Genomic DNA, 22,336 nt, shown 5'->3' with positions numbered 1-22,336 from the left:
CTACAGGTGTGCGAGTTTCTCCAGTACGGGGGCGGCGGCGCGCAGCTTCGCCCACTCGTCGTCGTCGAGGCCGTCGACGAGGGTGGCCAGGAAGGCGTTCCGCTTGCGGCGGCTCTCCTCGAGCATCACTTCGGCCTGCTCGGTCTTGGTGACGACCTTCTGGCGCCGGTCCTCGGGGTGCGGCTCCAGCCGGACCAGGCCCTTGGCCTCCAGCAGCGCCACGATGCGGGTCATCGAGGGCGGCTGCACGTGCTCCTTGCGGGCGAGTTCGCCCGGGGTGGCACTGCCGCACAGGGAGAGGGTGCCGAGCACCGACATCTCGGTGGGGCTCAGCGACTCGTCGACCCGCTGGTGCTTGAGCCGACGGGACAACCGCATCACGGCGGATCGCAGGGAGTTCACGGCGGCAGCGTCGTCGCCATGGGTAAGGTCCGGCATGTTCTTTAGCGTAACTCATTACCCTCGCTAAGGACCACCGCAGGGGTCCCCGAGTGCCCGTGACGCCCGCCACGCAACCTCACCCGTACCCGAATGTCACTCATACGGGTGATACGTGCACGGAATGCCTCCCACCGTCCCGATACGTGCCGCGACCCTCATAGTCATGGGGACCAGTGTGCTCAGCCTGCGAATAGACCACGACCTGCTCGAACGGCTCCGGCACCATGCCGCCAGAAGCGGGATGAGCGTCCAGGACTACGTCGTCCAGACGCTCGTCCGCAACGACTTCGACGAGCGGTTCCAGACCGCTGTGGAGGAGACGGAGAAGTTCTACGGCCTCGCGTGAACCGCGTCGAGCGGATCACGCGAGGCCGCGGGGCTCACGCCTCGGCCGGCCCGAAGGCCGGGTTCACACCGGTCGGCTCACAGGCCCGTGGGCCCGCCGGCCGGCAGGCCTGCGGACCGGGCTGACCGGCGGTCCGGCATCAGGTCAGTCCGAGAGCCGGCATCAGGTAGTAGAAGGCGAACACGGCGGCGACGACGTACATCGGCGTCGGCACCTCCCGGCCCCGCCCCGCCGCAAGGCGCAGCACGGCGAAGGTGATGAAGCCCATGCCGATGCCGTTGGTGATCGAGTAGGTGAACGGCATCATCACCATCGTCACGAAGGCGGGCACGGCGATCGTGTAGTCCGCCCAGTCGATGTCCCTGACCGAGTTCGCGAGGATCAGGAAGCCGACCGCGATGAGGGCCGGGGTGGCCGCCTGGGACGGGACCATCGTGGCGACGGGGGTCAGGAAGAGGGCGACGGCGAACAGGCCGCCGGTGACGAGGTTCGCGAAGCCGGTGCGCGCACCCTCGCCGACGCCCGCCGTGGACTCCACGAAGGCGGTGGTGGCGGAGGAGGAGCTCGCGCCGCCCGCGGCGACGGCGATGCCGTCGACGAAGAGCACCTTGTTGATGCCGGGCATCTGCCCTTGGGCGTCGGTCAGCTTGGCCTCGTCGCTGACGCCCATGATCGTGCCCATGGCGTCGAAGAAGCAGGACAGCAGGACCGTGAAGACGAACAGCACTCCGGTCAGCACGCCGACCTTCGAGAACCCGCCGAACAGGCTGACCTGGCCGATCAGGCCGAAGTCGGGGCTGGCCACGGGGTTGCCCGGCCACTCCGGGGTGGTCAGGCCCCAGGACGGCACGTCGGCGACGGCGTTGACGATCACCGCGAGGACGGTCATCGCCACGATCGAGATCAGGATCGCGCCGGGCACCTTGCGGACGATCAGCGCCAGCGTCAGCAGCGCGCCGAGGACGAAGACGAGCACCGGCCAGCCGGTGAGGTGACCGCCGGTGCCCAGCTGGAGCGGGACGGTGGTCTGGGCGACGTCCGGGATGCGGGTGACGAAACCGGAGTCCACGAGGCCGATCAGCATGATGAACAGGCCGATGCCGATGGAGATCGCCTTGCGCAGCCCGAAGGGCACGGCGTTCATCACGCGCTCGCGCAGGCCGGTCGCCACGAGCAGCATCACGACGAGACCGGCGAGGACCACCATGCCCATCGCGTCCGGCCAGGACATCCGGGGCGCGAGCTGGAGGGCCACGACGGAGTTCACGCCGAGGCCGGCGGCGAGGGCGATGGGGACGTTGCCCACGACGCCCATCAGCAGCGTGGTGAACGCCGCGGTCAGGCAGGTCGCGGTCACCAGCTGACCGTTGTCGAGCTGGTGACCGTACATGTCCTTCGCGCTGCCGAGAATGATCGGGTTCAGCACGATGATGTAGGCCATCGCGAAGAAGGTGGCAAAGCCGCCGCGGATCTCACGGGCGAGGCTGCTGCCGCGCTCGGAGATCCGGAAGTAGCGGTCGAGAGCACCGTGCTCGGGCGTACTGCCCGGCTCCTGCGGCGCGGGGTCCTTGGCAGTGGCCGAGGGCGACATTGGCGTTTCCTACGAACAGAAAGGGACAAAGACAAACCGTTTCAGTATGAACACATAGATGAAGCCACGCCATCTCCGCGCGTAGACCGACAGGCCTCGTAGGCTGTCCCCCATGGCCCCCTTCCTTACGGGATCTCCCAGACACGAGGCGCCGGAGCCCTTGGAGGGCCCCGTGGTCGGCACCGTCACCGGCGGCACCGTCATCTGGTTCGTCCTCTTCCTCGCCCAGCTCCCCTTCTACGGCTGGTACGAGGACCACGGCCATCTGTGGTGGCTGTGGACCTGCCTGGCCGGTGCGGGCCTCGGCCTCATCGGCATCTGGTACGTGCGCAAGCGGGACGCGGCGATCAAGCGGGAGGCCGCGAGGGCGGGAGACGCGGCGGACGCGGCGCGCACCGGGAATGCGGCACACGGCGGGGACGCGACGGACGCGAGCCACACCGGGGACGCGGCGGACACCGCCGGCCTGCGGGGCGCCGACGCGCGCCCCTCGGACAACCCGTAGAACCCGTAGTACCGCCGCACGACGGTCGCCCTCCCCCCTCCTCCCAGGGTCGGATCTTTCGGACTTCCGGAGGGTGACCGCCCTAATCCGCACGTACTGTCGAACCCATGACCCACACCGACGCCGACGCCGAGCACGCCGCCACAGCCGCAGCAGCCGCCCCGGCCCGCCCGGCGGCGACCGGACTCACCTCCGCCGAGGTCGCGGAGCGCGTCGAGCGCGGTGAGGTCAACGACATCCCCGTCCGCAGCAGCCGGTCCGCCGGCGAGATCGTCCGGGCGAACGTGTTCACCCGGTTCAACGCGATCATCGGCGTCCTGTGGCTGGTCATGCTGGCGGTCGCCCCGATCCAGGACAGCCTTTTCGGCTTCGTGATCCTCGCCAACACCGGCATCGGCATCGTCCAGGAGTGGCGGGCGAAGAAGACCCTCGACTCCCTGGCCGTCATCGGCGAGTCCCGGCCGACCGTGCGGCGCGACGGCGTCGCCGTGCGGGTCGGCACCTCCGAGCTGGTCCTCGGCGACCTCATCGAGATCGGCCCCGGCGACAAGATCGTCGTCGACGGGACCTGCGCGGAGGCGGACGGGCTGGAGGTCGACGAGTCGCTGCTCACCGGCGAGGCCGATCCCGTCGTCAAACACCCCGGCGACGCGGTCATGTCCGGCAGCTTCGTCGTCGGGGGCGGCGGCGCGTTCCAGGCGACCAAGGTCGGCCGCGAGGCGTACGCGGCGCAGCTCGCCGAGGAGGCCTCCCGGTTCACGCTCGTCCACTCCGAGCTGCGCTCGGGCATCTCGACGATCCTCAAGTACGTGACGTGGATGATGGTCCCCGCCGCGATCGGCCTGGTCGTCACCCAGCTGATCGTCAAGGAGAACGACCTCAAGGACTCCGTCGCGCGGACCGTCGGCGGGATCATCCCGATGGTCCCGGAGGGGCTGGTCCTGCTCACCTCGGTCGCCTTCGCGATCGGCGTCATCCGGCTGGGCCGCCGGCAGTGCCTGGTCCAGGAGCTGCCCGCGATCGAGGGCCTCGCCCGCGTGGACACCGTGTGCCTGGACAAGACGGGCACCCTCACCGAGGGCGGGATGGACGTCACCGAGGTCCGCGCGCTCGACGGGGCCGACGACGCCTACGTACGCCGGGTGCTCGGCGCGCTCGGCGAGGCCGACCCGCGGCCCAACGCCTCACTCCAGGCGATCATCGACGCCTACCCGGACGAAGCCGACGGCTGGCGCTGCACCGAGGCGCTCCCCTTCACCTCTGCGCGCAAGTTCAGCGGGGCCACGTTCAGCGAGGGCGACGGGGTGCGGAGCACCTGGCTGCTGGGCGCCCCCGACGTCCTGCTGGCCGCCGACGACCCGGCCCTCGCGGAGACCGAGCGGCTCAACGAGCAGGGCCTGCGGGTCCTGCTGCTCGCCCGTGCCGCCGGCGACCTGTCCGACGCGGAGCCGGCCCGGGGCGCGCGGGCCACCGCCCTCGTCGTCCTGGAGCAGCGGCTGCGCCCGGACGCGGCCGACACCCTCGGCTACTTCGCCGAGCAGGACGTCCGCGCCAAGGTCATCTCGGGGGACAACGCGGTGTCCGTGGGCGCGGTCGCCGCCAAGCTCGGCCTGGACGCCCGTACCGTCGACGCGCGCGAGCTGCCCGACGGCCGGGACGACATGGGGCGGGAGCTGGACCGGGCGACCGTCTTCGGGCGGGTCACCCCGCAGCAGAAGCGGGACATGGTCGGCGCGCTCCAGTCCCGCGGGCACACCGTCGCGATGACCGGCGACGGCGTCAACGACGTGCTCGCGCTGAAGGACGCGGACATCGGCGTGGCGATGGGCTCGGGCTCCGAGGCGACCCGGGCGGTCGCGCAGATCGTGCTGCTGGACAACAGCTTCGCCACGCTGCCCTCGGTGGTGGCGGAGGGCCGGCGGGTGATCGGGAACATCACCCGGGTGGCGACGCTCTTCCTGGTCAAGACGGTGTACTCGGTGCTGCTGGCGCTGCTGGTGGTGTGCTGGCAGGTGGAGTACCCGTTCCTGCCCCGTCATCTGACCCTGCTGTCGACGCTGACGATCGGTGTCCCGGCCTTCTTCCTCGCCCTCGCCCCGAACACCGAACGCGCCCGCCCGCACTTCGTGCGCCGCGTCATGCGGTACTCGATCCCCGGCGGGGTGCTGGCAGGGGCGGCGACCTTCACGACGTACCTGATCGCCCGCCACCATTACGCCGGGCCGGGCGCACTGGACGCGGAGACCAGCGCGGCGACGCTGACGCTGTTCCTGACCTCCATGTGGATCCTGGCGATCATCGCCCGCCCGTACACGTGGTGGCGGATCGCCCTGGTGGCGGCGATGGGCGCGGCGTTCCTGGTGGTGCTGGTGGTGCCTTGGCTCCAGGACTTCTTCGCCCTGAAGCTGGTCGGGGTGTCGATGCCGTGGACGGCGGTCGCCGTCGCGGCGGCGGCGTCGGCGGTGCTGGAGCTGCTGTGGCGGTGGCTGGACCGGCGTTCCCCGGAGTGACCTGACACAAAACGACCTCAAGCCGGTCATTGCACGCAAAGAGGTCGTCGATCATAATCCGCGTGTCGGGCTCGAGCCCTGCCCCCGGCATCCTGCCGAACCCGCGATACCGCCGGCCGCCCGGGGAAGAGAGCTGACCAGGTGCTGAGCAGTGGTGGGTACTCGGCCGCGTCGAGGAGCGCTGTCGCGGGAGCGCTGCTGCTCGTCGCCTCCTTCGCAGTCGCCTCCTGCGGCGGCGAAGGCGACAAGACCGACGCTCCGAACGGCAAGGTCACGGTCGTCTACGAGGACGACACGGTCAAGCCCGCGGACCGACGGGCGGTAGCGGTCATCCGGCGGTCCCGGGTGCTCGAGCGGGTCGCCGGCTGGCTGAACACGTCGATCGCCCTCCCATACGACCTGGTCGTGAAGGTCACCGGAGAGGTCCCGCCGGGGGTCACGGACGCGGTCACTCAGCCCGACGGCAGGACCGTCTATGTGCCCCCGCCGTTCCTGACCCAGATCCAGGGGGTCCTCGGCAAGGTGGTCAGGACCGTCGAGCGTCCCGCCCTGCTCCCCCCTTCCAGCTACAACGTCGACGACCTGACCGCGCTGTCGACCCAGTTCGTCTTCGGGCACGAGGTGGGTCATGCTCTGCTGCGGCAGCTTCTGCTCGCGAACCTCGGACTGGAGGAGGACGCCGCCGACGGGTTCGCGTCGTTCTACACCGTCAACGAGGTCGGCCCGGGGCCGTCGCTGGCAGCCGCGCTCCTCTTCGACGAGCTCGCCCGCGAGGAGGGCCGGCTGACACTGGAAGGGTTCTCGAGCGATCACCCCGTCACCCAGCAACGGGTCTTCACCTTCCTTTGCCACCTCGAGGGGAGCGACCCGAAGAAGTACTACGAGCCGCTGGTCGGGCCGGGGTACCTGCCGAAGACCCGCGCCCCGCTCTGCCCGCAGGCCTGGGCGATGCTGGACTACGGCTGGTGGACCCAACTCCGACCGCATTTCAGCGGGGCGTTCAAGGAGCAGGGCGACAGGACGCAGGAGAAGGCACATGAGCGTCTGATCGCCGAGACGAAGGCCCTCGCGGAGAAGCTCGACGAGATCCGCACCGGGCAATGAGCCTGCGGCAGAGGCTCATGTGCCCGTCCGGCCCTTTCGTGAGGTGCCGGCGGATCACTCGGCTCGACGTAACGAAAGGTGACCGACTCTGCGCCGCCGAAAAGTCGGCCATCGAAAACCGCCATGAAAGCGAATACCCTCTGCCGGAATTCCCTCCCGCCGGAAAGTCACCAGGAGTCCGGTCGCATCAGCTCGGGCATCGGCCGGGGTTCACGGCAGGTTCGCCGGCACGGCTCCGACGGGCTGCGGCATCACCGCCTTCGGGTCAGCCGGCGGTTCTACCGGATCGCTGTCCCGGCCGCCCCTGCGGAGACGGAGATCCTTCAGCCTCATGGCCGGACGCTCGACGAAGTGCCAGGACGCCGCGGCGAGCAGGAGGGTGAACGCCAGGGTGAGGGCCAGGTAGGCGGCGATGCCCCACCGTGTGCCGCCGAGCAGCGCGAGGGCCTGCTGGACGGGGAAGCCGTAGATGTAGATGCCGTAGGAATAGTCGTTACGGGCCCCGATACGGCGGCAGGGAGCCGGGAGGCGGACGGCGAGCCACACCAGCAGATAGGCGAAGGCCGGTATGCCCACGGTGAAGAGGTAACCGTAGTGGAGGCTGCCGACCAGGACGATCAGGGAAGCAAGGCCCAGTGGGTCGCTGACGGGAATCCGGTGACGGGCCACCTCGATGACCGCGCCGAGCCCGAAGGCGAAGCCGAGGTAGATCAGGAACGTCGGGCTGAGCTGGCCGACCAGCGGCGGGTGCAGGTCGCGCAGGTAGTGGGACGAGTACTGACCGGCCCAGAAAGGGTCCGTACTGGCATGGCGTATGACCAGCCAGCCGAGTACCAGCGTGATCAACAGGACGACCCGTCGGGCACGGGCCAGAACGCCGGTGACGGCGAGGACCGCGACCCCCAGGTAGCACGTCACTTCGTAACGCAGGCTCCACAAGGCACCGTTGAAGGCGCCTGCGTGTATGCGCCCGGCTGACCGGCCGTCGGCCATGATCCGGGCAATGTCCGGCTGCATGGTAGTCACGCTCCAATTCGCCTGAAGGTACTCGAACGGTCCGCGAGGACCGTTGAAACCGTCGAGCGTGGAGTGCAGGCGCCAATAGAGGAAGGGGGCTATCACGAAAGCCGTGACGGTCAGGCACACCCATAAGCCGGGCAGGATGCGCAGCGCCCGGTGCCACAGGAAGCGACCCACCGGAAGCCGGGCACCGCTGCGGGTGACGAGCAAGCCGGAGAGCACGAAGAAGCCGTAGACCGACAGTTTGCCGAGCTCGGTCTGACCTCCGCTGAAGTGGTGGAGGTACTCCTTCCCGCCGTACCCCAGGATGCGGGCGTGCGAGACGACCACCGCCAGGGCCAGGCACATCCTCAGCAGGCCCAGGCTGTTGTTGCGGCCGGTCAGGAGCTCCGCGACGGTGCCGTGTGACCACCGGATCGCTAAGACGCGGTGCATTGCTTCCCCGTTTGTCGTGACTGTGTGATCGATGCCCGAACAGCTGACGTAACGTCATGTCGCCCTGCATCGAGAGGATTTCTCCGAGTGGCGACGGTGAGGAAGAGTGTTTCTGCACCATCGCCGGTTCCGTCCGAGCGATCCAGATCGCTTTGCCGCTAGCGCACCAGGCGATCCTCGGCGCGCTCCTCGGACCTGCCGCCGTCCCGTGGAACGGGCGGCACCCCCGGGGCAACGACGGCCCGGCGCCTGCCGAGGTCCTTCAGGCGGAGCGCGGGGCGCTCGACCAGGTGCCAGGAGGCGACGGCGAGGGGCAGGGTGAGCGCCATGGTCAGCAGGAAGTACACGGTGAGCCCGAAGCGGGTGCAGCCGGCGACGGCGAGGGCCTGCTGCACGAGGAAGCCGTAGATGTAGATGCCGTAGGAGTAGTCGTTGCGGGCGCCGATGCGGCGGAAGGCGCCGGGCAGTCGGATGGCGAGCCACAGCAGGGCGTAGGCGAAGGCCGGTATGCCCACGACGTAGAAGTAGCCGTAGTGCAGGCTACCGAGCAGGACGGCGAAGGAGACGAGGGCGAGCGGGTCGCTCACGGGGACGTGTTTCTTGTACAGCTCGCCGAGCATGCCGAGGCAGAAGGCCAGGCCGAGGTAGAACATGAAGGCCGGGGTGACGGCTCCGATCAGCGGCAGCCAGAAGGTGCGGAGGTAGCCGGCCTGGACGGGACCGCCCCAGTAGGGGGTGTGGATCGCCTGCCGCACGACCAGCCAGCCGAGCACGACGGTGATGAGTACGACGGCACGGCGGGCCCGGGCGAGGATCCCGGTGACGGCGAGGAGGGCGACGCCGATGTAGCAGAGCGCCTCGTGACGCAGCGTCCACAGCGACCCGTTGAAGGCGGCGGCGTGTGTGACCCCGCGGGAGCGCTCGTACTCCATGAGCCCGGAGATGTCGTACTCGCGTGTCGCGATGACCCAGTTGGCCTGGACGTATCGGATCGGACCGGTCGGGCCGCCGATTCCGTCGAAGGTGGAGTGCACGTGCCAGTAGTGCAGCGGGGCGGCGACGAACGCGGTCAGCGCGAGGCACACCCAGAAGCCGGGCAGGATACGCAGCGCCCGGTGCCACAGGAACCGGCCCACCGGAAGGCGTAAGCCACTGCGGGTGACCAGAAGACCGGAGAGGACGAAGAAGCCGTAGACGGCGAGAGTGCCCAGAGAGATCTGCTCCCCGGAGAAGCCGCGCCCGTATTCCTTGCCGCCGTAGCCGAGAGCACGGGCGTGCGACACGATGACGGCGGTGGCGAGGGCCAACCGCAGGAATCCGAGACTGTTGTCCCGGCCCGACAGCAGCTCGGCAACGGTGCCGTGCGACCAGCGCCACGCTTGCAGGCGGCGCACAAGGGCACGTTGCATGACATACACCTTTTCGAGGGGAAGTCCGGCTCCGGTCCGCGTCGGACCGGAGCCGAACCGATCAGTTCCGGCTGGCCGTGATGCCAAGGGATGTGGGGTCTGCCGGAGCGCCCGGCGGGGTGTCGGCCGGCTCCCAGGTGCCGTCGACGTGGCGCACCGTGTGCTTGATGGTGCCGTTGCGGATGATCGCCGTGTGGAACTCGTTGTCCACGGTCGCCGCACTGACGGCGGTCACGGGGCCTGTGCCGAGGACGGGGCCGGCGAGGTCGCCGAACGCGGTCCAGTTGCCGTTCGACAGGCGGGCGACGTGCCTCAGGCCGCCGTTGGGCTCGACGAGGACGGCCTGGAGGTCGTCAGCGCCGGTACCGGAGAAGGCCACGGCGCTGACACTGGTGGGCGCGCCGGTGATCTTGGTGATCTCGCCCCAGGAGCCCCAGTTGCCGAGGCTGTCGCGGACGACGTGGTAGGCCTTGTTGCTGTTGGCGACGACGCCGACGTGCGTGGCGTCTCCCACCTTCGTGATGGTGATGTCGGTGGGGTTGGTCAGATTGCCGGCAGCGGCGGAGACGTCACCCCACTTGATCCACTTGCCCGACGCGTCCCGGACACTGTGGTAAACCCGGCCGCCTCCGATGCCGACGAGCCCGAGCGTGGAGCCCATGGAGGTGACGGAGATCTTCTTCAGGCCGGCCAAGCTGCCGAGCTCGGACGTCAGCGGGCGGAACGGGACCCACGCGCCGTTCGGGTTGCGCTTGGTCTCGTAGACGACACCGTCCGCACCCAGCGCGAGGACGGTGTTCGTGCCGCTGATGCCCGCTTCGGCCGCCTGCTCGACATCGCCGATGCCACCGGCCGCCTGCTCGACGGCACCGAAGGCCGTCCAGTCCCAGTTGCTGTCCCTGACCGAGTGGTACAGGTCCTTGCCCGCGACCGTGACCATCTGAAGGCGCCATGGCGTGAGCGTGGACGCGGTCGACTGCCTCACCCAGGTGCCGAGATCGTCCACCCGAGTGGCGACAGCGCCGGTCCGCGTCTCGGACGTTCCCAGGCAGCCGCCCTGCCACGAAGCGGTCGCCACGGCGGCGAGTTCGAGTACACCGTTCTTCTCGCGGAAGACGGGAGCGCCCGTGTCGCCCTTGCAGACGGGCGTGCCGTCGATCTGAAGGCGGTTCGTGTCCACCTGGTTGACGGTGAAGTCCCCCGCGTGGAGGCGGCCAGGCACCCAGGTGTCTTTCGTCCGACCGTAACCTGCGCCCTTGAGCTGATCGTTCACGGCAGGCGACGTGGAGCCGACCCGAAGCGGGGTGATGCCGCGCACCGGCGTGGCGAGCTTGGCCAGAACGAGGTCGCGATCTGTCCGGGGGACGAGTTCCACGACTTCTCTGACCTGACCGGTCGTCGTGGCGAGATCGGTGCGTCCGACGGTCGCGGTGGTCTTCCACTTCGGCTTGCCGGCGGCGATGGTGTAGCCGGCGGCGGGGTCGTCGGCGAAACAGCTGCTCGCGGTCAGCACCCACTGGGCGTTGATGAGCGTTCCTGTGCAGGATCTGAACTCATCGCCGATGGCAAGCTTCGCGGTGAACGTGTAGGAGTTGCCCGTTTCGGGCGAGCCCGCGAGGGCGGATGCAGGGTCAGGAGTTGCAAGCACCAGAGGCACGGTCAGTAGTGCAGTCGCGGCGGCAAGACTGACTAAGCGGCCGGATTGCGTGTGATGCATTAATGATCCCCGTAAGTATGAATTCTGGGACAGAGTGCAGTGTCCATATAGGCACTCGGACTTGTGTGTCTCGAAGACCTGCCGTCAGGAAAGACGGGACTTCGTCGCAGCGGCGATACCGCGAGCCCTTCGAGACCGACTGCCGTACCCGGCGATTGGAGTTAGCAGCGGGACAGTGAAAAAGCGAAAGTGGCGCAGCCGCCGGTTCGACAGCCGCAGCAAGCGGTAGGAAGCCCGCCTCGCGAATCTCACCTCGTGCCCTGACGCTTACATGCCCGCCTGCGAATGGTCGAGCACCGCGCTTAGGGCGCCCCCAGCAAGGAGGGTGGTGGCCCGGAGGCCGACCGCCGACAGTACGGGTGCGTCCCGCTACTTAGTCGTGCGGATCTCGACCAGGACGAACTCGCGCCCTTGCGGATCGGTGGCCTCTCCGACGGACGTCCAGGTGCCCTTAGGAACCTTGACCTCCTGTTGGGTGTTGTCGGGTGCGGTCAGGGTGACCTCTGCAGCCTGATCGCCCGGCCCCTTGACCACGTGCACGGAAGGGAGCTCCAGGCTGAGCCAGCCGGAGCTGCCGGTCGCTCGGAAGCAGAACTTGTCGTTGCTGCGTGCCCAGACTTCCATCAGGCCGGTGCCAGAGGAGCAGTCGACCAGGGTGATGTTGCCATCGCCTCGCTTGAGGGTGATCCCCTTTTGCGCCTTGATCTGATCTGCGTTCGGGTAGTCGAAGGTTTCGATGGCAGGGCCCGGTTGACTGTCGACCACCGAAACCGATTCGGGCGCGTTGCTGCGTGCGGTGTGGGATAAGGCGGTGGCGACGATCGCGGCCGCACCGGCAGCAGTCGCAGCCGTAGCGATGACCCGCCGTATGACTGTCATGCAGGTTCCTTGCTTGAACGGTAGTGATCAACACAGAGACGTGGGATTCAAGCACTCGTTCACAGTCAGGGGCTACACGGAAATCAGCCTGTCTGCAGCACAGTGGCGCAAAATGATCTTGTTGCCGCTCCCTCTTGCCGTAGGCAGATTATCCATGTAGCCAACAGGCTCTTTACATGCTTATCGTCACGGGGCTCGCCCGCCGCGCGGTGCAACCACAGCCCGAGCCAACTCTTGACACACCCTCACCAAGCTCGTACGGCGGACGTCACCAAGGGTGACGCCGCTGCCTGACAATCAGCTGGAGGAACGCCTTGGAGACCACCTACTGGAGCAGACGGCGCGTTCTCGGTGCCCTCGCGGCCACCACAGCACTAGCTGCTACTTCGAGCCTTGTGCTCAGTCCCTCCCTGGCCTTAGCCGATACAGCGCCGCCCGACGGCGACCCGTTCAATTTGCCTGACACCGACCGCGCTCGGGTCGTCCATGCATGGCTGCTGGGCGGCAAAGCCGTCCGTGCTGCTGCGGAGTTGGCGCTGACCGGTTCGGATACCGACGTCCAGACGTTCTTGGCTGTGGAGCTTCGTAGGGCCACCGCAGAGGACAACCGTGTCGCACTCGCCACGTCCCTTGCAGGTGCCGGAAAGGGCAGTCGTCGCGATGCCGTCGCCGCGCTCGAGGGCGGCGACGCCTCCATCGCCGACTATCTGAAGGGCGGTTTCAAGACTGGCCTCATGGAGGACCTGCGGGTGGCCACTGCGACGGTGATGGCCGCGGGTGACAAGGCCGTGCGTCGCGAGGGCAACGCAGCCCTGAACGCGGGGACCCGCACGGCGTTAGAACAGTTCCTGACGCAGGGCCAGTACACCGCTCGCCTGGAAGACATGCGCTTCGAGACCTCCAAGCTTCTGACACAGGCTGGTCCTGAGGTTCAGAAGTACGCATCCCGTGCGTTATCCGGCACCGCCGACGACATCGAATGGTTTCTGGAGATCGGTCAGCACATCGCGCGTGCCCGAGACCAGGAGGCCATGACGATCGAGGAGCTGGTCGCGGTCGTCCAGCGCGAAGGCAAGAAGGCAGATGCGAAGACGAAGCAGGCCGAAGAGGCCGCTGCTCGCGCTGTCGAGGCCGCCGCCAAGGCCAAGGAGGCGGCAGAGAAGGCCGCGGCCGAGGCCCAGGCCGCGCAAGACGACGTCATCAAATCCGGTGCAGCAGCGCGCAAGGCTGCCGAGGCCGCGCAGGGCGCGGCGGACTCGGCCCGAGTCGCCATCCGTGCTTCCCACGCCGCGGTCCAGGCGTCGCGCCGTGCCGCCTATGCCGCCAGCGCAGCAAGCCAGGCTGCCGCAAGCGCCGGCTCCGCTGCCGCCCGGGCCTACAACGCTGCGATCGCCGCATCCAAGGATGCTTCGCAAGCATCCGCCGCCAAGACTGCCGCCGTAGCCGCACGCAACGCTGCCGCCAAGGCCCGAAGTGCAGCGACTGCCGCCGACTACGCGGCCGGTGCCTCAGCCCAGGCCGCGAGCGCCGGGTCAGCGGCCGCATCCGCGGCGCGTAACGCCGCCGCTGCCGCGACATCATCCGCTGCGGCAGCCAGCGCCGCCGGCAAGGCGCAGGCCGAGGCCGCGGAAGCCTCCAAGCAGGCACAGATCGCTGCCGCCAACGCGCAGATCGCCACCAACGCCGCCGGCACTGCGCAGGCGCTGGCGAACAGTGCGGCAGTCGCCGCCCGTACCGCACGAGACGCCGCCAACAGTGCCGCGACTCACGCAGACAAGGCTGCGGACGCTGCCGAGTGGGCTGCCCAGTATGCGGGACAGGCCGTTGAGTACGCGAAGAAGTCCACTGAGTTCGCCAATGAAGCCACCAAGGCTGCGAACACCGCCACCAACGCTGTCACCCAGGCCATCGACGTGGAGAAGAAGGCACGCGAGGCTGAATGGCAGCGCCTGGACGAGGACCGGAAGCAAGCGGTCGAGGAAATGCGCCTGCTGGCGCAGATCGAACAGCAGGAGAAGGCAGGACTCGCTCAGAAGCGGACACAGGCAGAACAAGCCGACCAGGCCACGAAGGACCTCATCGCCAAGGCCGAGTCAGCGCTCAAGGCGGGAAACGAATCCGTTGCCGCGCTCCTCGGGCGCAAGGCAGCCATCGCTGTCATGAACTCCCACGGCACGTGGTCGCGTGAGGCTGCGCGCTTCGCTCTGTCGGGGTCTGATTCGGACGTTCACGCCTGGATCGACGCCGACCGACTGCTCGCCCAGCGGCAGGACGATCGCGAGACCGCGCTGTTTCTGGCTCGAGTCTCCACCCCCAACGTCGCAGATGCCGCGACTACGGTGCTGCAGGACAGCGATCCAGAGGCCGCAACGAAGTTCCTCAGCAGTGGTGTCATCGGCGCCGCCGCGGAGGACAATCGCGTCGCCGTGGCCCGCTTCCTGAGTAACAACCCCGGCACCGCGGTGAGGAAGGCGGCGACCGAAGCGCTGAACGCAGGAACAGCGGAAGCCATGTACCGCTTCCTCACCGTCACCGGCGAAGCAGCACAGCGGGAGGATGACGCGGTCGCCACCGCCACCATCCTGGCCACCGCAGGCCCCTACACCAAAGCCCACGCCGAGGCCGCCTTGGAGGGCCCGGCGTGGATGCGCCGCAACTTCATCGCCTCGGTGCAATACAAGACCGCACAACTCGACTACGACTCGGCCACACATATCGCCGCCATGCAGGGCGCAATCGCCGCTGCCGCGAAGATCGCAAACAAGGCCCAGGAAGACGCGGCCCGCGCCCAGGAAGCAGCGGCCAAGGCCCGTAACGCAGCATCCGAAGCGCTGCAGTGGGCCAACAAAGCAAAGCAGGCAGCCGATCAGGCCGCTGTCTACGCGACGCAGGCAAAGGCGAACGCGGACGCCGCCGAGCAGGCCGCCAAAAATGCACAAGCCTCCGCGGACAGAGCCAAACAAGCGGCCAGCACTGCGCGCACGGCCGCGCGTTCGGCGAACTACTCCGCCAATCGTGCTCTGGAGTCCGCCCGCAGCGCCGTCGCCTCCGCGAACTTCGCTCAAGCGTCCGCAGCAGCCGCCCGCGCCTCTGCCATCCAAGCCGGCCAAGACGCGCGAGCGGCTTCAGCCGCCGCAAGCCAAGCTCAGCAGATCGCTTCCGCCAAGCGGACAGCCGAACTCGCAGAAGCAGCCAAAAAAGCAGCTGAGGAGGCACGCAAGGCCAAGGCAGGCGGAACGAACCCGGCCGACACTCCTGACAACGACAGCGTACAGGGCGGTCTTCCCTGGTGGCAGGAAGACGCGAGGTGGCTCGCTAACGCCACCAACTGGCTGAGCATCGGCACCGGTTTCATGTCTGCCATTCTCGGCGTCAGCGGCTTGGGCGCCGGCGTGGTCTTCCCGCCCGCCGTGCCGTTCGTAGAAGGTTTTGCGGCAGGCTTCGCCTACGCCTCGCTGGGCTTCGCGGGTCTGAACACCCTCTTCACCGGGATCGGCTACGGATGGGGCAGCAGCGAGTTCAAGAGCTCCGTGGCTAGCACCGCTCTGGGTGTGTTTACCTTCGGCCAGTCAAAATGGATCGGCGCCCTCGGCGGCACGAAGGTGGCTACCAAGATCACGCAGTTCGGGCACGATCTCATATCACCCGTCACCGGTCTGCTCGGATCTCTATTCTGAACACTTGAAGACGCCAGTGCTGCAGGGGGCCGCCGGCCGGCCGGCGGCCCCCTGACTACCGATGGGACCTCTTGTGCTTGCCCGGCTTCCCCTGATTTACCTGATCATGATGGCCACTTTCGCAACTTTGCTGCTGTGCCTTGCAGTGGACAGATGGATGAAGGTGCGCAAGTTGACATTGATGTTCTTCGCCCTCTCCATCGCCTCCTGCCTCGGCATGATCGCGGTCGGCAAAGCTCAATGGCAGCACTGGAACGCCCATCAAATGCTGATCCTGTACTCGTTCGCATGGACGGGGCTGGCGATTGGGTTTCTGCCATATCGAAAAATCCTCCTCCAGTACAGCGAAGAATTTCGAAACGGGATCAAAAGAGAACAGTATCAATATCCCCGTAAATATCAAATATTCACGCTCTCTTCTGTCATCGTCATGTGCTTCCTGGCGTTCATTTTGGCCAGCTGAACAATCGCTGTGGAGCCCGGGATACCGGGCTCCACAGCGATCGAAACCGAAGCAGACTGACAAAAATGGGGCCGCCCGACGGGACGGCCCCATTTTTGTCAGTCGAACCAGCGGTCCCTGGCCAGTTCCTCCGTGCGGGACGGGTCTTCCAGGAGGGCTGCCACCTCGAAGCGGCGGGGCCATTGGGTTGTGGACCAGGCCAGGCCGGCGGCTACTCCTTCCAGGGTGGCGGCATGGAGCACTCCGTCGGGGGTCAGGCGCCAGTCGATCTCCACGCCGTCGACGATCAGTTCCTCGTGTTCGACGTACGAGTGGGGTGTGCTCGGGCCGAGCAGGGTCCGCACCGAGTCCGGGACTTCGTGTTCCGTGCCCTCGGAGTCGATCGCGGCCGTCACGGACTCGCTGAGGCGGCGGACCTGGAAGAGTTCCGCCAACTCGGCCGCACGGGACGGGCGTACGGGGAGCAGGGGGATGCCCTGGGTGAAGGGGAGGAGGTCGGGTGAGTCGACCACCATCGCCTCGGTCGCGTCCACGATCCTCATCTCGCCGTCGACGACGGCTCGCAGGTCGTCGGGGAGGGTGACCTGCTCGGGGTCGAGGTCCGCCAACGCCGTGTACAGGCCGTGCAGTTGGGTCGCGGATACCTCGCGGTCCGGGTCCGCCAGGCGGTCCAGGAGTTCGGCAGCGCCGCCCGGCTCGTCGAGGAGCGCGGACACCGACGTGCGGACGCCGAGCGCGCGCAGCACCTGCTCGTCGTCGAAGCCGGTCGCGTCCGCCTCGTCGTAGAGGCCGTGGAGCAGCGGGTCGCCGCCCGCGGCCAGCAGGCCCGCGGGGCGGCGGCCGTCGAGCACCGGGTTCCCGCGCAGCCACCACGCCGTGTACGGGCGTACGACCTCGTGGGTGCCGTCGTGCAGGAGGACGCGGACCGGCTGGGTGAGGGCGTCGCGCAGGGGCGGCCGGGCGAGCAGGGCGAGGGCCTCGGGCCACTTGTCGTCGTCGACGAGGTCCAGGTCGCGGACGGCGACGAGCTCGGTGGCGACGGGCGGCACCGGCACGTCGGGGAACCGGTCGAGGACGTCCTCGCACCACACGTCCACCGCGTCCAGCAGCCCCGCGTCGTCCGGCTCGGGGAAGTCGCCCTCGCGGGGCTCCAGTTCGTCCGGGTCGAGGACGACGTCCGTGGCGCGCACGAGTGCGAAGCCAGCCAGCACCCCGCAAGCCGCCAGCGGTTGTTCGCCCCATTTCTCCGCCAACTCGGCGTCCACCATGCCGAGTTCGTCCTCGCGGATGACGGATGCGAACGGGCTGCCGGGCAGGACGAGTTCACCGGCGGGGGCGAGCTCGCCGTCCTCGTCGGGCAGGGCGAGCGCGCCCAGCCAGGGTTCGTCGCCGGGCGCGAGGTCCGCGTCCCGGACCAACGCCAGGACGGTGTCGGCGAGTTCCTCGGCGTCCGGGGCGTCCTGGTCGTCGTAGAAGGCTCCGCCGTCGTCGTCCAGGGACGCGGCGACGGCCGCCCGCACCTGCGGGGTGGTGAGGACCGCGCGCGGCGTCGCGGGCAGCGCGCCGAGCTTCTCGAGGAGCGGGTGCGCGGCGTCGGGGTGGGCGACCTTGAGGCCGAGGCGGGCCAGGACGTCCGCGTCGACGCCGGTCGTGTCCGCGGTGGGCAGCAGGACCTGGCGGGGTCCGATGGTCGTGCGCCGGTCGGCCAGCGGCACGGGCAGGCCGGTCAGCCGGTCCGGGTCGACGCCCGCGAGGCTGTCGTAGAGCCGGTGCCACCAGTGCGGGTCCTTCTCAAGTCCCGCCAGCCGGTCGATCGCGTCGGCCAGCGGGATGCGGGGCACGCCGAGGGTGCGCAGCTCGACCCGCCGTTCCAGGCCGGCCGGCAGCAGCGTGGGCAGGACCTCCGCCAGCACGCGCACGGTGTCCGCGCCTGCGCCCTCCACGATCTCCGCGTCCCGTGGACGCAGCGCCGGCGGAAGCTCGTCCTCCGGCGCCGGCGGGACCGCGGGCGGCAGGAAGGCGGTGCGCGGGAGCCGCTCCAGGATCGCCTGGCGCAGGGCGCCGTCCAGTTCGCCCTTGCCGAGCGGGCCCGGCACCAGGTCGATGATCCCCGCGCCCACCGGCCGCCACGCGGCGAGCAGCCCGGCGTAGGCGTCGGCGGCGCGCTGGACGAGGAAGTCGGTCAGCGGGCCGGGCGCGGCGTGCCGACGGGTCGTGTCCAGCGGCAGCGAGGCGATGAGCAGCGCGGGCACGCCGAGGGGTTCGTCGCTGGGGGTGGGCGCGTGCACCACGGGGCCGGTGCGGGGCCGCGCGGGTGCGCCGTCGCCGTCGACGGGGACGGCCCAGGTCACCGACCAGTACGGCCGCAGCCGTTCCTCCACCGGACGGTCGGCCAGCAGGTCCGGCGTGAGCGGGCCGTCGGCTGCGGCGATCCGCCAGCGGGTGCTCCCGTCGCGGGAGTCCTCGACGACGGTCAGCTCGCCGTCGGCCGCGCGGCGCAGGGTGCGCGGCTCCTGGTCGTGCACCTCGACGACGACCTCGTGCAGGCCGGGCAGGGCGAGGAGCAGCGCGTCGTCCACGGCGGTCAGGAGCCGCTCGGCGAGGTCGGCGGCGGCCGGGTCGCGCAGGGGCAGGATGACGGCCGTGTCGTACGGGTCGGGCGCGGTGCCCTCGGCGGCGAACGGCATCCTCAGCAGCGGGACGTGGCCGTCGCGGCGGCGGATCTCGTCGCCGAGGCCGGGGCTGTGGCGGGCGGTGTCCGAGGCCAGGTCGCGGGCCTCCGCGAGCGACCAGCGCACCCCGCCGTGCCGGCCGACGACGGCGGGCTCGTCGGTGACGGCGAGCACGGCGGCGAAGCCGACGCCGAACCGGCCCACCGCCGACTGCCGTGTGTCCCGCTTCGCCGAGGCGCGGAGCGTGGCGAGCGACTCGACGCCGGCCGCGTCCAGCGGGGCGCCGGTGTTCGCGGCGACGAGGACGCCCTCGCGGAGGGTGAGGCGCAGCCGGCCGGGGACGCCGGCCCGCGCCGCCGCGTCGGCCGCGTTCTGCGCCAGCTCGACGACGAGGCGGTCCCGGTAGCCGCCGAGGACGAGGTCCTCCTCGGCGTTGGCGTCCTCCCGGAAACGGGCGGGACTGGTCGCCCAGGCGTCCAGGACACCGCGGCGCAGACGGGCCGTGCCGAAGGGGTCCGCTCCCTCGGGTGCCGGCCGCACGAACTTGCTCACGTCGGTTTCCCTCTCGTCGTCTGCGTGAGGAGAAGGTATCGCGCGAGGAAGGGGGTCAGCTTCCGGAGGAGTACGGGACGGGGACGGCCGCTGCCGCCGGAAGGCCAAGCCGAAGCGGCGCCGCCGCCGACGCGCACCGGCACATGATCCCGGAGTTGCCCGGCCCGCCCCTCAACTCCCAGAGGTCAAAGGAGACTTCACAAGCGCACGAAACAAGCGCACGAGACGAGCGCACGAGCACTACGAGTGCCCCAGCTCCGCCGACTCCTCGTCCGTCGTCGCCGGCACCGAACCAGAGTCGGCGGACGGGCGCAGCGGGAAGGGGTCCACCCGCGTCTCGTCGATGACCGGCGGGGCCGGCCGCGGGGGCTTCGGCATGACCGCGGCCTCGGAGTGGCCGCCGCAGCCGTACGCCAGCGACACCACGCGGCCGTCCGCCGGGGAGAACTCGTTGGCGCAGACGCCGAAGGCCTGGCCGAGGGAGCCGCCGATGGGGGTGAGGAAACCGCAGCTGACGCAGGAGGCGGGGGCCGCCTGGGCCATGGGCGTCTTGGAGCCGTAGGCCTCCTCCCAGCGGTCGGCGGCGGCGTGGAGGCCGTAGCGGGAGAGGACCCGGGCCCGGCGCATGCCGAGTTCCTCGGCGACGGCGGGGATGGAGCCGCGCGCGGGGGCGGACGGCAGCCGCGCGGGCGGTTCCTCCGTCACCTCGGCGTCCTCCGCCTCGACCAGCTCCGCCATCTCGTGGGAGAGGGCCGAGTTCGGCGGCAAGGCGTCCTCGCCGGTGAAGCCGGGCTCGAGGCGCAGGTCCTCGGCGTCGGTGGGCAGAAGGTCGCCGGGGCCCATGTCGCCGGGGCGCAGGCGCTCGCTCCACGGGACCCACTCGGGGGCCAGGACCGCGTCCGGGCCGGGCAGCAGCACCACCTCGTCGAGGGTGACGGTCTTCGCGCGGGAGGCCCGCGCTACCGTCGCCGCCCAGCGCCAGCCGCGGTACCCGAGCTCCTTGCACTCGAAGAAGTGCGTGACCACGCGGTCCCCGTCGGAGACCACCCCTACGTGCTCCCCGACGACGCCGGGGGCGGCGGCCTCCTCCGCCGCGGCGCGGGCGAGGTCGACGGCCTCGGCGCACAGGCGGTCGGGGATGCGGCTTCGCGTGGTCGCTGCGCTCACAGGTATCGCTTCTCTCCTACGCCGTCTCTCGAGTGCGCCGGCCTGAAGGCGGGCGGGTGCGGACGGAGCGGACCTGAGGGCCGCGTCGACGTCCGCGCCCGATCGCGCTCGGACGCACCTGCTGTCATCCATTCTGCGGGATGGCCGGGAGGCGCGCGGCCGAGAACAATCGCCACGGCGCGCTACGCACGCTACCTGTTCACCGCCGCTCGGCCTACACCGACGGGACGTTTCCCACCCTACGACGCCCGCGGGCCCGCTCCGCCACCCCGCCCCCCGCACGCCCATACGCGCGGTATCCGCACTACGTCCGCCCATCTCGGGGCACTATGACGGGGTGGCAACGGCGAGGACGCCCCCTGACGCCGCCGGGACGGGCGGGGCCGAGGGGCACAAGGGGTTCGAGGAGGAGAGTCGGGTGAGCGGTTCGGGCCGGGTCGGAGGGTCCGTCCGCGCGGTGGGCCGTGCCCTGCACCTGCCGTTCACCGGCACCGCGCGTGGCATCCGCAAGGCCACCCACGCGCACGGCGCCGGCGAGTCCGGCCTCGGCAAGCTGATCGAACTGCACGGCGTGAACGGCGCCGGCGACGTCATGATCACCATCGCGCTCGCGTCGACGGTCTTCTTCTCGGTGCCGACCGACGAGGCCCGCGGCCGCGTGGCGCTCTACCTCGCCATCACCATGGCGCCGTTCACGGTGCTCGCGCCGGTGATCGGCCCCCTCCTGGACAAGGTGCCGCACGGCCGCCGGGCCGCCATGGCCGGTGCGATGGGCGCGCGGGCGCTGCTCGCGCTGGTGCTGTCGGGCGCCGTCGTCACCGGCAGCATCGAGATGTACCCGGCCGCCCTGGGCGTGCTCGTCGCGTCGAAGGCGTACGGCGTGGTCAGAAGCGCCGTCGTGCCGCGTCTGCTGCCACCGCGTTTCTCCCTGGTGAAGGCCAATTCGCGCGTCACGCTGGGCGGGCTCCTCGCCACCGGGGTCGCCGCGCCGGTCGGCGCCGGGCTGCAGGCGCTCGGCCCGCGCTATCCGCTCTACGGCGCGTTCGTCATCTTCGTCGTGGGGACGTTCCTGTCGTTCTCCCTGCCGCCGAAGGTGGACTCGGCGAAGGGCGAGGACACCGCCCTGCTCGCGGCGGACGAGCAGCATCTGCACGGCCCGCACCGGCAGCCGGTGAAGCGGCCGGGCCTGAGGACCGTCGGCATCGCCGTCACGCACGCGCTGGGCGCGAACACCGCGCTGCGCTGGCTGTCGGGGTTCCTGACGTTCTTCCTGGCGTTCCTGCTGCGCGAGCACCCGCTGACCGGGCAGAGCGCGGCGGTGTCGCTCGGCATGGTGGCCGTCGCGGCGGGCGCGGGCAACGCGCTCGGGACGGCGATGGGGGCGTGGCTGCGGTCCCGGGCGCCGGAGCTGATCATCGTGACGGTGGTGGCGGTCGTCCTCGGCGCGGCGATCACGACGGCGGTGTTCTTCGGGGCGTTCCTGGTGGCGTGTCTGGCGGCGGTGGCGGGCTTCTCGCAGGCGCTGGCGAAGCTGTCCCTGGACGCGCTGATCCAGCGGGACGTGCCGGAGCTGGTGCGCACGTCGGCGTTCGCGCGTTCGGAGACGCTGCTGCAGATGTCGTGGGTGTTCGGCGGCGCGGTCGGCATCGTGATGCCGCTGAACGGCACGCTGGGCCTGTCGGTGGCGGCCGCGGTGGTCGCCCTCGGCTGGGTCACCACGGTCCGCGGCCTGCTCGTCTCCTCGCGCCACGGCGCGGGCCCACGCGCGCGCGTGGCGTGAACGACCCTGACGCGCCGTACCCCGCACGACCCTGACACGCGGGCACGCCGTACCCCACGTAGAGAGAC

General features: G+C 69.8%; 15 protein-coding genes. 7 read left to right on the top strand and 8 right to left on the bottom strand.

The window, feature by feature from the left end:
* The gene (locus EV567_RS20060; protein WP_130442024.1) at positions 1-438 is read right to left on the bottom strand and encodes a MarR family winged helix-turn-helix transcriptional regulator; all 438 of its coding nucleotides are present in this window, start codon (positions 436-438) and stop codon (positions 1-3) included.
* Positions 439-604: 166 nt separating this feature from the next.
* Between EV567_RS20060 and EV567_RS20055 the strand changes: the two genes are divergently transcribed.
* The gene (locus tag EV567_RS20055) at positions 605-787 is read left to right on the top strand and encodes a ribbon-helix-helix protein, CopG family (protein WP_130442022.1); all 183 of its coding nucleotides are present in this window, start codon (positions 605-607) and stop codon (positions 785-787) included.
* Positions 788-926: 139 nt separating this feature from the next.
* Here the strand turns inward: EV567_RS20055 and EV567_RS20050 are convergent, their stop codons facing one another.
* Positions 927-2,378, bottom strand: coding sequence for an NCS2 family permease (locus EV567_RS20050; RefSeq protein ID WP_130442020.1), 1,452 nt, complete (start codon positions 2,376-2,378; stop codon positions 927-929).
* 112 nt (positions 2,379-2,490) lie between these two features.
* Here EV567_RS20050 and EV567_RS20045 point away from each other — a divergent pair, with 112 nt between their 5' ends.
* The 3 genes from EV567_RS20045 to EV567_RS20035 all read left to right on the top strand — a co-directional run bounded on the left by EV567_RS20045 (position 2,491) and on the right by EV567_RS20035 (position 6,497).
* Positions 2,491-2,883: a DUF2530 domain-containing protein gene (locus tag EV567_RS20045; RefSeq protein WP_130442018.1), complete on the top strand. Its 393-nt coding sequence runs from the start codon at positions 2,491-2,493 to the stop codon at positions 2,881-2,883.
* 107 nt (positions 2,884-2,990) lie between these two features.
* The gene (locus EV567_RS20040) at positions 2,991-5,393 is read left to right on the top strand and encodes an HAD-IC family P-type ATPase (RefSeq protein WP_130442016.1); all 2,403 of its coding nucleotides are present in this window, start codon (positions 2,991-2,993) and stop codon (positions 5,391-5,393) included.
* 141 nt (positions 5,394-5,534) lie between these two features.
* Positions 5,535-6,497: a DUF4344 domain-containing metallopeptidase gene (locus tag EV567_RS20035; protein ID WP_242620913.1), complete on the top strand. Its 963-nt coding sequence runs from the start codon at positions 5,535-5,537 to the stop codon at positions 6,495-6,497.
* Between the two features lie 210 nt (positions 6,498-6,707).
* Here EV567_RS20035 and EV567_RS20030 read toward each other — a convergent pair whose 3' ends face one another.
* From EV567_RS20030 to EV567_RS20015, 4 genes are all read right to left on the bottom strand, one after another.
* A complete protein-coding gene (locus EV567_RS20030; protein ID WP_130442014.1) occupies positions 6,708-7,952 on the bottom strand; it encodes an acyltransferase in 1,245 nt (414 codons plus the stop codon).
* Positions 7,953-8,110: 158 nt separating this feature from the next.
* Positions 8,111-9,361, bottom strand: coding sequence for an acyltransferase (locus EV567_RS20025; RefSeq protein ID WP_207228813.1), 1,251 nt, complete (start codon positions 9,359-9,361; stop codon positions 8,111-8,113).
* Between the two features lie 61 nt (positions 9,362-9,422).
* On the bottom strand, positions 9,423-11,009 hold the full coding sequence (locus tag EV567_RS28250; RefSeq protein WP_242620912.1) for a trypsin-like serine protease: 1,587 nt from the start codon (positions 11,007-11,009) through the stop codon (positions 9,423-9,425).
* 438 nt (positions 11,010-11,447) lie between these two features.
* Positions 11,448-11,957, bottom strand: a complete 510-nt coding sequence (locus EV567_RS20015; protein ID WP_130442010.1) for a hypothetical protein — start codon at positions 11,955-11,957, stop codon at positions 11,448-11,450.
* A gap of 314 nt (positions 11,958-12,271) precedes the next feature.
* Between EV567_RS20015 and EV567_RS20010 the strand changes: the two genes are divergently transcribed.
* On the top strand, positions 12,272-15,634 hold the full coding sequence (locus EV567_RS20010; protein WP_130442008.1) for a hypothetical protein: 3,363 nt from the start codon (positions 12,272-12,274) through the stop codon (positions 15,632-15,634).
* Positions 15,635-15,695: 61 nt separating this feature from the next.
* Positions 15,696-16,097 (top strand): hypothetical protein, encoded by a 402-nt coding sequence (locus tag EV567_RS20005; protein ID WP_242620911.1) that lies wholly within the window; start codon positions 15,696-15,698, stop codon positions 16,095-16,097.
* A gap of 98 nt (positions 16,098-16,195) precedes the next feature.
* Here the strand turns inward: EV567_RS20005 and EV567_RS20000 are convergent, their stop codons facing one another.
* Both EV567_RS20000 and EV567_RS19995 read right to left on the bottom strand, forming a co-directional pair.
* Positions 16,196-19,321, bottom strand: coding sequence for a sacsin N-terminal ATP-binding-like domain-containing protein (locus EV567_RS20000; RefSeq protein WP_130442006.1), 3,126 nt, complete (start codon positions 19,319-19,321; stop codon positions 16,196-16,198).
* Positions 19,322-19,561: 240 nt separating this feature from the next.
* Positions 19,562-20,488: a DUF3027 domain-containing protein gene (locus EV567_RS19995; RefSeq protein ID WP_130442004.1), complete on the bottom strand. Its 927-nt coding sequence runs from the start codon at positions 20,486-20,488 to the stop codon at positions 19,562-19,564.
* Positions 20,489-20,825: 337 nt separating this feature from the next.
* On the opposite strand from EV567_RS19995, the gene EV567_RS19990 reads away from it, so the two are divergent.
* The gene (locus tag EV567_RS19990; RefSeq protein WP_130442002.1) at positions 20,826-22,268 is read left to right on the top strand and encodes an MFS transporter; all 1,443 of its coding nucleotides are present in this window, start codon (positions 20,826-20,828) and stop codon (positions 22,266-22,268) included.
* The last annotated feature ends 68 nt before the right edge of the window (positions 22,269-22,336 follow it).

It is taken from the genome of Streptomyces sp. BK239, from assembly GCF_004217285.1.
GTDB lineage: Bacteria > Actinomycetota > Actinomycetes > Streptomycetales > Streptomycetaceae > Streptomyces.
Note: the sequence above shows the minus strand (reverse complement) of the source record. Positions and strands in the feature narration are given on the sequence as shown.

Bases quoted from the DNA above. Each gene is read 5' to 3' on its own strand.
- EV567_RS20060 (WP_130442024.1), bottom strand. From the start codon at position 438: ATGCCGGACCTTACCCATGGCGACGACGCTGCCGCCGTGAACTCCCTG.
- EV567_RS20055 (WP_130442022.1), top strand. From the start codon at position 605: ATGGGGACCAGTGTGCTCAGCCTGCGAATAGACCACGACCTGCTCGAA.
- EV567_RS20050 (WP_130442020.1), bottom strand. From the start codon at position 2,378: ATGTCGCCCTCGGCCACTGCCAAGGACCCCGCGCCGCAGGAGCCGGGC.
- EV567_RS20045 (WP_130442018.1), top strand. From the start codon at position 2,491: ATGGCCCCCTTCCTTACGGGATCTCCCAGACACGAGGCGCCGGAGCCC.
- EV567_RS20040 (WP_130442016.1), top strand. From the start codon at position 2,991: ATGACCCACACCGACGCCGACGCCGAGCACGCCGCCACAGCCGCAGCA.
- EV567_RS20030 (WP_130442014.1), bottom strand. From the start codon at position 7,952: ATGCACCGCGTCTTAGCGATCCGGTGGTCACACGGCACCGTCGCGGAG.
- EV567_RS20025 (WP_207228813.1), bottom strand. From the start codon at position 9,361: ATGCAACGTGCCCTTGTGCGCCGCCTGCAAGCGTGGCGCTGGTCGCAC.
- EV567_RS20015 (WP_130442010.1), bottom strand. From the start codon at position 11,957: ATGACAGTCATACGGCGGGTCATCGCTACGGCTGCGACTGCTGCCGGT.
- EV567_RS20005 (WP_242620911.1), top strand. From the start codon at position 15,696: ATGGGACCTCTTGTGCTTGCCCGGCTTCCCCTGATTTACCTGATCATG.